Raw genomic sequence first — 14,375 nt, 5'->3', positions numbered from 1 at the left:
CGGCTCCGGACACCGTGCGGTTTCCCGCACCCGCACGGCGGTTTCCCGAGGCCGGACCTTCCTTATGGTTGCCGTCATGGAACAGGACCCGAACCCCTCCAGCAGCACCGCGACGATCGCCGACCCGGCCACCGACCGGGCCGTCCGTCGCGCCCTCGCCGACCACGGTCGGCTCACGGTCGACGCCTGGGACGTCGCCTCGATCGCCGACCTGTACGCCCTCGGCCTGACCTCGCACGCGACCGTCAACGTGATGCTCGCGGTGGAGTCCGACCTGGACGTCGAGTTCCCCGACTCCGTCCTCAACAGGTCCACCTTCGCGACCGTCGAGTCGATCACCGCCGCGGCGGAGCTCGCCGCGGAGCTCGTCTCGTGACCCTGGTCCTGCCGGCACCGTCGGTCGTCGACCGTTTCGCCGAGCGTGCGAGCGCGGTGGCCGAGGTCGCCGCACAGTTCGCCGACGAGGTCGACCGCGACGCCCGGCCCCCGCGCGAGGCCATCGCCGCGATGCGGGAGTACGGACTGCTCGCCGCCGCCGTGCCGCTCGAGCACGGTGGCGAGGGTGCCTCCGTGTCGGAGCTCTCCGCGATCGCGACCGAACTCGGGCGGGCGTGTGCCGCGACCGGCATGGTGTTCGCGATGCACCAGGGCCAGGTCGTGGCGCTCTGGCGGCACGGCGGCGACGGTGCCGGCGTGCTCGAGACCATCGAAGCCGTCCGGGGCGGGGCACTCGTCGCGTCAGCCACCACCGAGCGTGGCGTCGGCGGCGACGCCCGGCGTTCCACCTGCTCCATCGAGCCGACCGACGACGGCCGGATCCGCCTGCGCAAGGACGCGCCGGTGATCTCGTACGCCACCGAGGCCGACGCGGTGTTCGTCACCGCCCGTCGCGACCCGGACGCCCCGGCGTCGGACCAGCGCCTGCTGATCTGCCGGACGGACGCGATGCTCCTGTCGCAGACGTCGACCTGGGACACCATGGGGCTCCGAGGCACGTGCAGCAACGGGTGGATCCTCGACACCGAGACGACGACCGACCGGGTGTTCCGCGACGACTACGCCACGATCTCCGCCCAGACCGTCCTGCCGGTGTCGCACGTGCTCTGGGCCTCGGTCTGGCTCGGCATCGCGGTCTCCTCCGCCGAACGTGCCCGCAGCGCCGTCCGCAAGCAGGCCCGGGCCGCCGTCGGGACGACCCCGCCCGGTGCGCTCCGGCTCGCCGAGCTCCTGGTCGACCTGCAGGCCCTCGCCGACTCGGTGCGCCACGCCGCCGAACGGTTCGACGCCGCCGCCGACGACCCGGACGTGCTGGCCTCGAGCGCGTACGCCCTCGCCGCGAACGCCCTGAAGATCGGTGCGTCCGAGCGCGTCACCGACATCGTCACGAAGGCGCTGCGCATCGTCGGGATCGCGGGCTACGCGGCCTCGGGTCCGATGAGCATCGCCCGGCACCTCCGAGACGCCCACGGCGCCGCCGTCATGGTGAGCAACGACCGTCTCCTCAAGAACGACGCCGACCTGGCCCTCATGACGGGAGTGATCCTGTGACCCCCACGGACACCACCACCAGCACCACCGCGACCGCCACCACGGACACGCCCGCGGCACTCGACGCCGCCCGCGCCGCCCTCCGCGCCAGCCTGCTCACCGACGGTGTGCTCCTCGACCTCGGCGCCCCCGGCCTCTACGGCCGTACCGGCGTCTTCGAGCGCGTGTACACCGCCGTCGACGCCGCCGCGGTCCGCAGCCAGGAGCACCTCGGCGCCGAGGTCCTGCGCTTCCCCCCGGTCGAGCCGCTCGCGTCCTTCGAGCGCACGGACTACATCGCGTCGTTCCCGGACCTCGCCGCGTCGATCTCAGGGTTCACCGGCGACGACCGCACCCACCGCGCACTGCTCGCCGCCCGCGAGCACGGTGAGCGCTGGGAGGGGTTCCTCGAGCCGGCCGACCTCATGCTCACCCCCGCCGTCTGCCACCCGGTCTACGGCCTGATCGGCGACACCGTGCCCCAGCAGGGCCGGTTCTTCGACATCCTCGGCGACTCGTTCCGCCGCGAACCCTCGCTCGACCCGATGCGCCTGCAGGCCTTCCACATGCACGAGTTCGTGCACGTCGGCACGCCCGCCTCCGCAGCCGCCCACCGCGACGGCAGCATCCCCGTGATGCGCGCCCTGCTCGAGTCGTTCGGCCTCGAGATCGACGTCGTGCCGGCGAACGACCCGTTCTTCGGCCGCGTCGGGCAGATGCTCGCCCGCAACCAGGTCGCGCAGGCGCTCAAGTTCGAGTTCGTGACGCCGGTCTACGGCCCCGACCACGACGCCACCGCGATCAGCTCCGCGAACCTGCACGAGGACCACTTCGGCACCTCGTTCGGCCTCCGCACCGAGGACGGACAGGTCGCGCACAGCGCCTGCATCGCGTTCGGCCTCGAGCGCATCACCATCGCCCTGTTCGCCGCCCACGGCACGGACGTCGACGCCTGGCCGGCGTCCACCCGTGCCGCCCTCGTCCTGTGACCACGCTGCACGGCTGGTCCGGATCGCCGGCGATCCGCGCCGCGGTCCAGCTGCCCGCCACGGCGCGCGCCGGCGTCGTCATCTGTCCACCGCTCGGGCAGGAGGGCGTCATCGCGTACCGCACGCTCCGTCTGCTGGCGGACCGCCTGGAGGCCCGTGGCATCGCCTCGGTGCGCTACGACCCGTCCGGACGTGGTGACGGCGCCCCCGACACCACGCCCGACGCGCAGGTCCGGTCCGCACGCCACGCCGCCGCCGTGCTCCGCACGACGGGGGTGCAGCACGTCGCCTTCGTCGGGCTGGCCTCGGCCGCCCTCGTCGCGGCGAACGCGGCCGCTGACGCGGACGGCCTCGTCGTCTGGGACGCACCGGCATCGGGCAAGGGCTGGCTCCGTCGGCAGCGCGCCCTGGCGACGATCACGATCGGTGCGGACCGCGTGGTCGACGACGTCGAGAGCCTGATCGGGTTCGACGTCGAGCCCGACGAGGCCGCCGCACTGTCGGACCTCGCCTTCGCCCCGCGAACCGGGCCCACCGTCGCACTCGTCCGTCCGGGCGCGACCCCGCCGAAGGGCCTGGGCGGCGTGCCCGTCACCGAGGTCACCGGCAGCGCCGAGCTCCTCGACGGCACGAGCATCCACGCCCGCATCCCCGGGGCCGCCGTCGACACCGTCGTCGCCTGGCTCGACTCCTGGGCACCCGATGTGGCGGTGCCCGTCACGGCGCCCGTCCTCGAGGAGATCCTCGACGTCGACGGCCGCGTCTCCGAGCGGATCGTCCGCCTCGGCGAACAGGGGTTGTTCGGGATCGAGACCGTCTCGTCGACCCAGCACCACGACGCCCCCGTCGTGGTGCTCCACAGCGGCGGCGCCGAGCACCGCGTGGGGGCCACCGACTACCAGGTCGAACTCGCCCGCGCGCTCGCCCGCGACGGTGTCCGGGTCGTCCGGGTCGACCGTCGTGCCACCGGCGAGAGCACCGGCGTGCACGAGGACGAGCGGAGCTTCCTGTTCGCGCAGGAGTGGGTGGAGGACCAGTCCGCCGTCGTCACCGCACTCGCCACTCCCTCGGACCGGCTCGTGCTCGTCGGCATGTGCGCCGGCGCCTGGGTCGCGGGCCGCGCCGTCGAGGAGGCCCCGCGCCTGGTCATCGAGATCAGCCCGAACGACTACCGTCGCGGCCCGGCCGAGCCCGGCTCGTACGCAGACGGCGTCCGGGCGGTCGACGCTCCCTCACCGGCTCGGATGTGGGTGCGCGAGCGCTACAACCGGTTCGTGCCGAAGGCCGTCCGCGACCGGATCGCACGCCGTGACCGGATGGGCGGGGTCGTCGGCCACGTCCGCCCGCTCGTCGAGCACGGCACCGACGTCGTCGTGATCGTCGCCCCGGAGGACGCCGCCCTGTTCGACCGGCTCGGCGGACAGAAGGCCGTCCGGCGCTGGCCCGGTGACGACCGTCGCGGGTCGGTGTCCGTCGTCCGCGTCGAGGACGGCGACCACGCGCTGTTCTCCCCCGCGATGCGCGAGGCCGTCGTCGCCGAGGTGCGCTCCCGCGTCGCCGCGACGTTCCCCGTCCCCGCCTGACGCGGCCCGACCGGCTCAGCAGAGGCCGAGTGTCCCGGCGACCGCGTCGGGACGCTCGACGTGGGCGAAGTGCCCGCAGTCGTCGAGCAGCACGGTGCGCGTCTGCGGCAGGAGCTCCCGCAGCGCCGCGAGGTCCGACACCCGCGCGAACACGTCGTCGCGCCCGGCCATCGCGGTCACCGGACAGGTGATCGTGCGCCACCGGTCGACGTCGTACGCCGCCGCCGACCGCGCGGCCTCGGTGAACTGCTCCGGCCGGAGCTCCTCGACGAAGGCGTCGAGCACGCTCGGGTCGAGCCGCCGCACGTGCGTGAACACCGGCGCGGCGACGAGCGGCAGCAGCCCGATCCGCGCGATCCCCCGGAGGAGCGGGCGAGCGGCGCCCCCGGTCACCGTGAGGCCCGCACGCAGCAGGGTGAACGCCGGCAGCGTCCGGAGCCCGCGCACGGGGTGCCGAGCAGCCCCGGCGGTCGCGACCGTGGTGCCGGACACCAGGGCGAGCGACCGCACCCGCTCGGGCGCCACCACCGCCAGGTGCAGCCCGACGAACGCGCCCATCGAGTGCCCGACGACGTCGACCGCGCCGAGGCCCAGCGCACCGAGGACGGCCGACACGGCACCGGTGACGGCGTCGAGCCCGAGCGGACCGTCCGGAGCCGGCGACGATCCCCAGCCGGGCAGGTCGACGAGCACCAGCCCGCGGTCGCCGATCCCGTCCGCGGCGTGCAGCAGCGGTGTCCACGTCGACCAGGAGCCGGCGACGCCGTGCAGCAGCAGGAGCGGGTCCGGGCCGGCGCGGTGGTGCACGACGACGGGCCCGGTCGGGGCCGCCACGAGCGTGCGGTTCAGCCCCCAGGCGCCGGGCGTGACGCGCACCGGGTATGGGGCGTACGCATCAGCGGCGACCCCGTGACCACGTGGGTCGGTGTCGATGGCGTGCACCGGGCCTCCTGTCCGACCGTCGACGCGGATGCGTCCGTCAGGAGGGATTCGGAACGCTAACCGACGGGGACGGGTGCCGAGCAGGCGGCGAGCCGGTCGAGGGCCGCCTTGTACTCGGCGACGTCGCGCTGCAGGCCGGGCTCGGTGATGATCGACGCCTTGATGCGGCCCTGCACGTCGATGACGAAGGTCGCGCGGGTGGCGAAGCCCTTCTTCTCGAGGAACACGCCGTACTCCTTCGAGACCGCGCCGTGCGGCCAGAAGTCGGCGAGCAGCTCGAAGTCGTAGCCGTTCGTCTCGGCGAACGACCGGAGCGTCGCCTTCGAGTCGACCGAGATGCCGAGGAGCTCGATGCGCTGGTCCTGGAACATCGTGATGTTGTCCTGCAGGGTGCAGAGCTCGTTCGTGCACCCGGACGAGAACGCCAGCGGGAAGAAGACGAGTGCGACCGGGCGGTTGCCGCGGAAGTCGCTGAGTCGGACGTGCTCACCGAACTGGTTCGGGAGCTCGAAGTCCGGCGCGAGTGAGCCGATCTCCAGTGCCATCGCTACGTGTGCTTCTTCCTCGGGCGTGGGGTGTGCCCGTCGGGTCCGTGCACTCGCAGATCGCGTGCGCACGATCGGCCATGCTACGCCGACGACACGTGAATGCAAGCACCCGTCCACCTGCACGTCACCATCAGCATCAGCGTCGGTCCTGGGGCCTAGAGTGGACGGGGCCCCAGCCGGTCGTGACCCGACCACCGGAGCCACCATGTCCACCACCACGAGAACGAACGAGGTCAAGGGTGACGGTGAACGACCAGGACCCGTACAGCACCGGGGCGAACGACCAGGATCCGCAGGAGACCGCCGAATGGCGTGAGTCCCTCGACGGGCTGGTCCAGACCCACGGACACCAGCGCGGTCGCGAGATCATGCTGAGCCTGCTCAAGCGGTCCAAGGAACTGCACCTCGGTGTGCCGATGGTCCCGACGACGGACTACGTGAACACCATCGCGCCGGAGAACGAGCCGGAGTTCCCCGGCGACGAAGAGCTGGAGCGCCGGTACCGCCGTTGGATCCGCTGGAACGCGGCCATCACGGTGCACCGCGCGCAGCGTCCGGGCATCGCGGTGGGCGGGCACATCTCGACCTACGCGTCGAGCGCCGCGATGTACGAGGTCGGCTACAACCACTTCTTCCGCGCGCAGGACCACCCGTCCGGTGGCGACCAGGTCTTCTTCCAGGGCCACGCCTCCCCCGGCATGTACGCCCGCGCGTACATGGAAGGGCGTCTCTCCGAGGACCAGCTCGACGGCTTCCGGCAGGAGAAGTCGCACGCCGGCGGCGGTCTCTCGTCGTACCCCCACCCGCGCCTCATGCCGCACTTCTGGCAGTTCCCGACCGTGTCGATGGGCATCGGCCCGATCAACGCGATCTACCAGGCGCAGCAGGCCAAGTACCTGTCGAACCGCGGCATCAAGGACGCCATGGACCAGCAGGTCTGGGCGTTCCTGGGCGACGGCGAGATGGACGAGGTCGAGTCCCGCGGACAGCTCCAGGTCGCCGCGAACGACGGTCTCGACAACCTGAACTTCGTCATCAACTGCAACCTGCAGCGACTCGACGGTCCGGTCCGTGGCAACGGCAAGATCATCCAGGAGCTCGAGGCGTTCTTCCGCGGTGCGGGCTGGAACGTCATCAAGGTCGTCTGGGGCCGCGAGTGGGACGACCTGCTCGCCCGCGACACCGAGGGCGCGCTCCTCAACCTGATGAACCAGACGCCGGACGGCGACTACCAGACGTACAAGGCCGAGAACGGCGCGTACGTCCGCGAGAACTTCTTCGGGCGCGACCCGAAGGCGCTCGAACTGGTCAAGGACTACACCGACGACCAGATCTGGAACCTCAAGCGCGGTGGCCACGACTACCGCAAGGTCTACGCCGCGTTCAAGGCCGCGACCGAGCACAAGGGCCAGCCGACGGTCATCCTGGCGAAGACGGTCAAGGGCTACGGCCTCGGCCCGAGCTTCGAGGGGCGCAACGCGACCCACCAGATGAAGAAGCTCACGCTCGACAACCTCAAGCAGTTCCGCGACGAGATGCGCATCCCGATCTCCGACGCGCAGCTGGAAGAGAACCCCTACACGCCGCCGTACTACCACCCGGGCAACGACGACGAGGCGATCCAGTACATGCACGAGCGTCGTCGGACGCTCGGCGGGTACGTGCCGGAGCGTCGCACGAAGTACACGCAGCTCACGCTGCCGGACGACTCGAAGTACCAGGTCGTGAAGAAGGGCTCCGGCAAGCAGGAGGTCGCAACGACCATGGCGTTCGCCCGCCTGCTGAAGGACCTGCTGCGCTCCCCCGACTTCGGCAACCGCGTCGTCCCGATCATCCCGGACGAAGCCCGCACGTTCGGCATGGACGCGTACTTCCCGTCGGCGAAGATCTACAACCCGAACGGCCAGCACTACACGTCGGTCGACCGTGAGCTCCTCCTGGCCTACAAGGAGAGCCCGCAGGGCCAGATCATCCACGTCGGCATCAACGAGGCGGGTGCCCTCGCGGCGTTCACCGCGGTCGGCACCTCGTACTCGACGCAGGGCGAGCCGCTCATCCCGGTCTACGTCTTCTACTCGATGTTCGGGTTCCAGCGCACCGGCGACGCCATCTGGGCCGCCGGCGACCAGATGACCCGTGGCTTCATGATCGGCGCGACCGCCGGCCGCACCACGCTGACGGGCGAGGGCCTGCAGCACGCGGACGGCCACTCGCCGCTCCTCGCCACGACGAACCCCGCCGTCGTCTCGTACGACCCGGCGTACGGCTACGAGATCGGCCACATCGTCAAGGCCGGCCTCGACCGCATGTACGGCACGAACGAGGACGGCTCGCCCAAGCACGCCGACCCGAACGTCATGTACTACCTGACGGTCTACAACGAGCCGCTGGTCCAGCCGGCCGAGCCCGAGGGCGTCGACGTCGAGGGCATCCTCAAGGGGATGTACCTGCTCAAGCCGAGCGAGCACGACGGCCCGAAGGCCCAGCTGCTCGCGTCCGGTGTCGCCGTGCCGTGGATCCTCGAGGCGCAGCAGCTCCTCGCCGAGGACTGGGGCGTGTCGGCCGACGTCTGGAGCGTCACGAGCTGGGGTGAGCTGTACCGCGACGGTGTGGCCGCCGAGCAGCAGGCGTTCCTCAACCCGAACGAGCCGGCCCGCACGCCGTTCGTCACCGAGCGTCTGCTCGGCACCGAGGGCCCGGTCGTCGCCGTGAGCGACTTCATGCACCTGGTGCAGGAGCAGATCCGTCCGTTCGTGCCGACCAACTACGCCACGCTCGGCGCCGACGGCTTCGGCTTCTCGGACACCCGTCCGGCCGCTCGCCGCTTCTTCCACATCGACGGCCCCTCGGTCGTCGTGCGGACGCTGCAGCAGCTCGCCCGCCAGGGCAAGGTCGACGGCGCGCTCGTCCAGCAGGCGATCGACAAGTACCGTCTGCACGACGTCACCGCCGGCACCACCGGCAGCGCGGGCGGCGAGAGCTGATCAACCCGTGACGACGGTCCGCCCGGACCACGAGAGCCAGGAGAGCGCGCGTGAGCGTGCGCTCTCCTGGCTCCGTCAGGTGTCCGGAGAACTCTCCACCGCGACGATCAAGCGGCTCGAGGACACGCTCCCCTGGTACAGCGAGATGCCGCCGGGGCGTCGCTCCGCCGTGGGCCTCGTCGCCCAGGCCGGCATCACCTCGTTCATCAGCTGGCTCGAGGGCACCGCGTCGACGCCGTGGATCGCCGCGGCCGACGTCTTCGGCTCCGCGCCGCGTGAGCTCCTGCGCTCGGTGAGCCTGCAGCAGACCCTGCAGCTCATCCGCGTGGTGGTCACCGTGGTCGAGGAACGCGCCGCCGACGACGAGATGCTGCAGGAGGCGATCCTCAAGTACTCCCGCGACATCGCGTTCGCCGCCGCCGACGTCTACGCCCGCGCGGCCGAGGCCCGCGGCCTGTGGGACGCCCGGCTCGAAGCACTCGTGGTCGACTCGATCCTCTCCGGCGAGTACGACGACGAGCTGCCGTCCCGCATCGCCGCCCTCGGGTGGCACGGGCACGGCGAGGTCGCGGTGCTCGTCGGCACCGCGCCGAAGCAGCTCGAGGTCGACCAGGTCCGTCGCACCGCACGACACCTGGACGCCGACGTCCTCGTCGGGGTCCAGGGATCACGGCTCGTCGTCGTCATCGGTCGTGCCACCCCGCGCGACGACGTGCCCGAGGGCGAGGAACCCGTCTCCTTCACCACCATCGCGCAGGCCCTCGAACCGCTGTTCGGCGAGGGCTACCTGGTGCTCGGCAACGAGGTCCCCGGGGTCGTCGACGCCTCGACCAGCGCGAAGGCCGCCCTCGCCGGGTTCGCGGTCGCGCGTGCCTGGCGCGGGGTGCCCCGACCGGCCCTCGCCGACGACCTGCTGCCCGAGCGTGCCCTGGCCGGCGACCCCCTCGCCCGGTCGGCCCTGGTCCAGCGCATCTACGTCCCGCTCAAGGACCAGTCCACCGAACTCCTGCAGACGCTCTGGTGCTACCTCGACACAGGCCGCTCGCTCGAGGCCACGGCGCGGGAGCTCTTCGTGCACCCGAACACCGTGCGCTACCGGCTGCGCCGCGTCGCCGACATCATCGGGTGGGACGCCACGCACGCCCGTGACGCCCTGATCGTGCAGTCGGCGCTCATCCTCGGTGCGATGTCCGAGTCCGCGACCGGACGCCGACGCATCACGCCCCGGCGCTAGAACACCCGACGGCCGAACGCGCCGAACGCGCCGAACGGTAGAGAACCGACAATGTCCCGCGCGGATTCGTGTGGGAAGTCCACACGGGCCCCGCGGGACGAGAACGCGAGGATTGTCCGGTGATCGTCGTCGTCGCGCCCGGACAGGGCTCCCAGACCCCCGGCTTCCTCGCCCCCTGGCTCGAGGACGCCACCGTCCGTGAACGCGTCGGGCAGTGGTCCGAGTCGATCGGGGTCGACCTCGCCGAGCACGGCACGAACTCCGACGCGGACACCATCAAGGACACCGCGCTCGCGCAGCCCCTCATCGTCGCCGCCGGCCTGGTCACCGCCGACGCACTGCTCGCCGAGGGCCGCCGTGCCCTGGTGGGCGGGGTCGCCGGACACTCGGTGGGCGAGTTCACCGCCGCAGCGGTCGCCGGGATCCTCGAGCCGACCGACGCCGTCGCCCTGGTGGCCGAGCGCGGCCGAGCCATGGCCGACGCCGCCGCGCTCGAGCCGACCTCGATGGCCGCCGTCCTCGGTGGCGACGCCGACGCCGTGGCTGCAGCCCTCGCCGGGCACGGCCTGGTGCCCGCGAACCACAACGGTGGCGGCCAGACCGTCGTCGCCGGTGCGGCCGACGCGATCGCGGCCCTCGCCGCCGACCCGCCCGCCAAGGCCCGCGTGATCCCGCTCGCCGTGGCCGGCGCGTTCCACACCCGGTACATGGCCCCCGCCGTCGAGCGGGTCGCCCCCTTGGCGGCCGCCGCCACGGTGCAGGACCCGACCCTGCCGATCTGGACGAACGCCGACGGCTCCCGGGTCGACGACGGCCGTCGCTTCGTCGACCTGATGGTCCAGCAGATCGCGAGCCCCGTGCACTGGGACGCGGTCATGGAGTCCTTCTCCGCCGCCGGTGTGACCGGCATCATCGAGCTCGCACCCGCCGGTGCCCTCGTCGGCCTGGCGAAGCGCGGTCTCCGCGGCACGCCGACCGTCGCCATCAAGACCCCCGACGACCTGCCTGCAGCGATCGACCTGCTGCAGCGCGCGGGCCAGGAAGCAGACGCAACCGCATGACCGACCCGACCACCCCGACGGACGCCCCCACGGGCCTCCCGACCGGATCCGCGCGTCCGCTGCTCCAGCAGCGCCGCGGCCACGAGTTCACCCGCATCCTGGCGTTCGGCGCCGCCCGCGGCGAGAACGTCGTGCCGAACGACGACCTCGTCGGCCCGATCGACTCGTCCGACGAGTGGATCCGCCAGCGCACCGGCATCATCACCCGCAAGCGCGCGGGCAAGGACGTCGAGGCGGTGGACCTCGCCGAGGCCGCCGCGCGCGAGGCCATCGAGAAGGCCGGCATCGACCCGTCCCAGATCGGCGTCGTGCTCGTGAGCACCGTCACCCACACGGTGGCCACCCCGTCGATGGCGTCGCTGCTCGCCGAGCGGATCGGTGCCACCCCGGCCGCCGCCTACGACATCAGCGCCGCCTGCGCCGGGTACGCCTACGGCATCGCCCAGGCCGACTCGTTCATCAAGTCCGGGCTCGCCGACCACGTCCTGGTCGTCGGGGCCGAGAAGCTCAGCGACGTCGTCGACCCGACCGACCGCTCCATCTCGTTCCTGCTCGGGGACGGTGCCGGCGCCGCCGTGGTCGGCCCGAGCGACTTCCCGGGCATCGCCCCCACGATCTGGGGTTCCGACGGCTCGAAGTGGGACGCCATCGGCATGACCGCGACCTACAACGAGTGGGAGGCCGGGGCACCCCGTCCGACCATGCGTCAGGCCGGTCAGACCGTGTTCCGCTGGGCCGTCTGGGAGATGGTCAAGGTCGCCCGCCAGGCGCTCGAGACCGCCGGGGTCCGCCCCGAGGACCTCGCCGCCTTCGTGCCGCACCAGGCGAACATCCGCATCATCGACGAGTTCGCCAAGCAGCTCGGCCTGCCCGAGACGGTCACGATCGCCCGCGACATCACCACCACCGGCAACACCTCCGCCGCGAGCATCCCGCTCGCCACGCACCGCCTGCTCGAGGAGCACCCGGACCTGTCGGGCGGCCTCGCCCTGCAGATCGGGTTCGGCGCCGGGCTCGTGTTCGGTGCCCAGGTGGTCGTCCTCCCCTGAACCCACCCCGGTCGCGCACCCGCGCGACCGGTCCCCATCCCGACGAGCCTCCGCGCACCCGGACCCCGCGTGCCCTAGGCTGGTCCACGGTCAAACGACACCCCCCTTCAAGGAGAACACTCATGGCCCTGTCCAACGAAGAAGTCCTCGCCGGCCTGGCCGAGCTGATCAACGACGAGACCGGTATCGCCACCGACACCGTCGCCGCCGACAAGTCCTTCACGGACGACCTCGACATCGACTCCATCTCGATGATGACCATCGTGGTCAACGCCGAGGAGAAGTTCGACGTGAAGATCCCGGACGAAGAGGTCAAGAACCTCAAGACCGTGGGCAACGCGGTCGACTACATCGTCAAGGCCCAGGCCTGACACGAGCTTCCTGAGCGCCGCGGCCCGCGGACCCCTGCGGGCCGTGGCGCTCATCTTGTTCACCCCAACGAAAGAACACGTCGTCCCATGACCAAGAAGACCGTCGTCGTCACCGGGATCGGTGCGATCTCACCCCTCGCCGCGACCGCCCCGGACACCTGGGACGCGCTGCTCGCCGGCAAGTCCGGCATCACCCGCATCGAGGACCCGCGCTACGCCGAGCTCGAGCTCCCCGTTGAGTTCGCCGGCCAGGCACGTCGGTTCCTCACCGACCAGCTCACCCGCCCGGAGTCCAAGCGCCTCGACCCGTCGTCGCAGCTGTCCCTCGTCGCCGCGCGTGAGGCCTGGGCCGACGCCGGCATCGACGACGAGTCGGTCGTCCCCGAGCGCCTCATCGTCGACTGGGCCACCGGCATCGGCGGCGTGAACACGCTGCTCGACGCCTGGGACACCCTGCGCGAGAAGGGTCCGCGTCGCGTCCTGCCGATGACGGTCCCGATGCTCATGGCGAACGGTCCGGCCGCCGCCATCGAGATGGAGTTCGGCGCCCGTGGCGGTGCCCGCACCTACCTCTCCGCCTGCGCGTCCTCGACCGAGTCGCTGGCCGAGGCGTACCGGCACATCGCCGACGGCGACGCCGACATCGTCATCACCGGTGGCGCCGAGGCTGCCCTGCACCCGCTCCCGCTGGCCGCGTTCGCCGCCATGCAGGCCCTGTCGCGTCGCAACGACTCCCCCGAGACCGCTTCACGTCCGTACGACGTGACCCGTGACGGCTTCGTGCTCGGTGACGGCGCCGCGGCGCTCATCCTCGAGTCGAAGGAGCACGCCGAGGCCCGCGGCGCGACGATCTACGCCGAGGTCGCCGGTTCCGGCATCACCTCGGACGCCTTCCACATCACCGCGCCGGACCCCGAGGGCAGCGCCGCCGCCCGTGCGGTCCTGCAGGCCCTCGAGCACGCCGACGCGAGCATCGAGGACGTCGTGCACGTCAACGCGCACGCCACGTCGACCCCCGTCGGTGACGTCGCCGAGTACCACGCGATGCGTCGGGTCTTCGGCGACCACCTCGACGACGTCGTGGTGTCCGCGACCAAGGCGTCGACAGGTCACCTGCTCGGTGGTGCGGGTGCGATCGAGGCGGTCTTCACCGTCCTCGCACTGCACAACCGCGTCGCCCCGCCGACGATCAACCTGCACGACCAGGACCCGGAGATCGTCATGGACGTGGCCCGCGAACCGCGTGCGCTGCCCGAGGGCGACCTGCTCGCGGTCAGCAACTCGTTCGGCTTCGGCGGCCACAACGCCGTGGTCGCGTTCCGCAGCGTCTGATCCGTCGCACCCTTCCTGGAGGCCCGTCCCGCGTCGTCGGGGCGGGCTTCCGTCGTCCGGTGGCCGGTCCACCGCCCCGCCCGCGCACGCCGTCGTGTCGCCGTGATGCCCCTGGAACGACGAGACGCCGCCGTGTTCGGCGGCGTCTCGAGTCTGTGGCGGTGTCAGGACAACACGCCGGCGTCTGGCGCACCCGAGACGCCGGTGTGTCGTGAGTCCAGGTCAGCCGACGCGGTGCAGCCAGACGACCGGGTTGCCCTCGGCGGCGTGGCGGAAGGGCTCGAGCTCGTCGTCCCAGGCCTGACCGAGGGCGAGTCGCAGCTCACGGTGCAGTTCGAGGGCGTTGCTGCCCGCGACCTCCATCGCGTAGCGCACGCGGTCCTCGGGGATGACCATGTTGCCCGTGACGTCGGTCTGCGCGTAGAACACACCGAGGTCCGGCGTGTGCATCCAGCGACCACCGTCGGAGGCGCTCGTCGGCTCCTCGGTGACCTCGTAACGCAGGTGCTCCCAGCCGCGAAGCGCCGAGGCGATCGCGGCACCGGCGCCCACCGCACCGGTCCACGTGTACTCGGTCCGGCGCGCGCCGTCCTGCGCGGGCTGGTCGAGCCACGAGAAGTTCACGGCACGGTTCATCGCACGACCTGCCGCCCATTCGACGTGCGGGCAGAGCGCGCGGGGTGAGGAGTGCACGTAGAGCACTCCTGTCGTCGTTCCGTTCACGGTTCCTCCGATACGTCAGGTGCGACTTCCCC

At 71.7% G+C, this 14,375-nt stretch carries 13 protein-coding genes; 10 read left to right on the top strand and 3 right to left on the bottom strand.

The window, feature by feature from the left end; translation table 11 throughout:
- The first annotated feature begins 76 nt into the window (after positions 1–76).
- From KK087_RS05410 to KK087_RS05395, 4 genes are read left to right on the top strand one after another with little or no spacing between them, the layout of a single operon-like run.
- A complete protein-coding gene (locus KK087_RS05410) occupies positions 77–376 on the top strand; it encodes an acyl carrier protein (protein WP_214564446.1) in 300 nt (99 codons plus the stop codon).
- Entirely contained in the window at positions 373–1,548 is a 1,176-nt protein-coding gene (locus KK087_RS05405; RefSeq protein WP_214564445.1) for an acyl-CoA dehydrogenase family protein, read from the top strand. The genes KK087_RS05410 and KK087_RS05405 overlap by 4 nt, the downstream gene beginning before the upstream one ends.
- Positions 1,545–2,516, top strand: coding sequence for an amino acid--[acyl-carrier-protein] ligase (locus tag KK087_RS05400; protein ID WP_214564444.1), 972 nt, complete (start codon positions 1,545–1,547; stop codon positions 2,514–2,516). Before KK087_RS05405 ends, KK087_RS05400 begins: the two co-directional genes overlap by 4 nt.
- Complete coding sequence (locus KK087_RS05395) at positions 2,513–4,099, top strand: alpha/beta fold hydrolase (protein ID WP_214564443.1); 1,587 nt, start codon at positions 2,513–2,515, stop codon at positions 4,097–4,099. The genes KK087_RS05400 and KK087_RS05395 overlap by 4 nt, the downstream gene beginning before the upstream one ends.
- Before the next feature lie 15 nt (positions 4,100–4,114).
- On the opposite strand, the gene KK087_RS05390 is transcribed toward KK087_RS05395, so the two are convergent.
- Positions 4,115–5,041 (bottom strand): alpha/beta fold hydrolase, encoded by a 927-nt coding sequence (locus KK087_RS05390; protein ID WP_214564442.1) that lies wholly within the window; start codon positions 5,039–5,041, stop codon positions 4,115–4,117.
- 56 nt (positions 5,042–5,097) lie between these two features.
- A complete protein-coding gene (locus KK087_RS05385; RefSeq protein ID WP_110862105.1) occupies positions 5,098–5,586 on the bottom strand; it encodes a peroxiredoxin in 489 nt (162 codons plus the stop codon).
- A 242-nt stretch (positions 5,587–5,828) separates the two neighbouring features.
- On the opposite strand from KK087_RS05385, the gene aceE reads away from it, so the two are divergent.
- The 6 genes from aceE to KK087_RS05355 all read left to right on the top strand — a co-directional run bounded on the left by aceE (position 5,829) and on the right by KK087_RS05355 (position 13,620).
- The gene (gene aceE, locus KK087_RS05380; protein ID WP_214564441.1) at positions 5,829–8,573 is read left to right on the top strand and encodes a pyruvate dehydrogenase (acetyl-transferring), homodimeric type; all 2,745 of its coding nucleotides are present in this window, start codon (positions 5,829–5,831) and stop codon (positions 8,571–8,573) included.
- A gap of 7 nt (positions 8,574–8,580) precedes the next feature.
- Positions 8,581–9,807: a PucR family transcriptional regulator gene (locus tag KK087_RS05375; protein WP_214529843.1), complete on the top strand. Its 1,227-nt coding sequence runs from the start codon at positions 8,581–8,583 to the stop codon at positions 9,805–9,807.
- A 119-nt stretch (positions 9,808–9,926) separates the two neighbouring features.
- Positions 9,927–10,868, top strand: coding sequence for an ACP S-malonyltransferase (locus KK087_RS05370; protein WP_214564440.1), 942 nt, complete (start codon positions 9,927–9,929; stop codon positions 10,866–10,868).
- On the top strand, positions 10,865–11,917 hold the full coding sequence (locus tag KK087_RS05365) for a beta-ketoacyl-ACP synthase III (RefSeq protein WP_250893048.1): 1,053 nt from the start codon (positions 10,865–10,867) through the stop codon (positions 11,915–11,917). Before KK087_RS05370 ends, KK087_RS05365 begins: the two co-directional genes overlap by 4 nt.
- A gap of 122 nt (positions 11,918–12,039) precedes the next feature.
- The gene (locus KK087_RS05360; protein ID WP_017886710.1) at positions 12,040–12,288 is read left to right on the top strand and encodes an acyl carrier protein; all 249 of its coding nucleotides are present in this window, start codon (positions 12,040–12,042) and stop codon (positions 12,286–12,288) included.
- Positions 12,289–12,375: 87 nt separating this feature from the next.
- Complete coding sequence (locus tag KK087_RS05355; RefSeq protein ID WP_027465338.1) at positions 12,376–13,620, top strand: beta-ketoacyl-[acyl-carrier-protein] synthase family protein; 1,245 nt, start codon at positions 12,376–12,378, stop codon at positions 13,618–13,620.
- A 222-nt stretch (positions 13,621–13,842) separates the two neighbouring features.
- Here the strand turns inward: KK087_RS05355 and KK087_RS05350 are convergent, their stop codons facing one another.
- Positions 13,843–14,343 (bottom strand): DUF3145 domain-containing protein, encoded by a 501-nt coding sequence (locus tag KK087_RS05350; protein ID WP_027465337.1) that lies wholly within the window; start codon positions 14,341–14,343, stop codon positions 13,843–13,845.
- Positions 14,344–14,375: the final 32 nt, after the last annotated feature.

Source organism: Curtobacterium aurantiacum (assembly GCF_018598555.1).
Classification (GTDB): domain Bacteria; phylum Actinomycetota; class Actinomycetes; order Actinomycetales; family Microbacteriaceae; genus Curtobacterium; species Curtobacterium aurantiacum.
This window is presented reverse-complemented; position numbering and strand designations above follow the sequence as displayed.

What these genes read in the sequence shown, in the direction of transcription:
- KK087_RS05360 (WP_017886710.1), top strand. Translation starts at nt 12,040, where the DNA reads ATGGCCCTGTCCAACGAAGAAGTCCTCGCCGGCCTGGCCGAGCTGATC.
- KK087_RS05410 (WP_214564446.1), top strand. Translation starts at nt 77, where the DNA reads ATGGAACAGGACCCGAACCCCTCCAGCAGCACCGCGACGATCGCCGAC.
- KK087_RS05365 (WP_250893048.1), top strand. Translation starts at nt 10,865, where the DNA reads ATGACCGACCCGACCACCCCGACGGACGCCCCCACGGGCCTCCCGACC.
- KK087_RS05355 (WP_027465338.1), top strand. Translation starts at nt 12,376, where the DNA reads ATGACCAAGAAGACCGTCGTCGTCACCGGGATCGGTGCGATCTCACCC.
- KK087_RS05385 (WP_110862105.1), bottom strand. Translation starts at nt 5,586, where the DNA reads ATGGCACTGGAGATCGGCTCACTCGCGCCGGACTTCGAGCTCCCGAAC.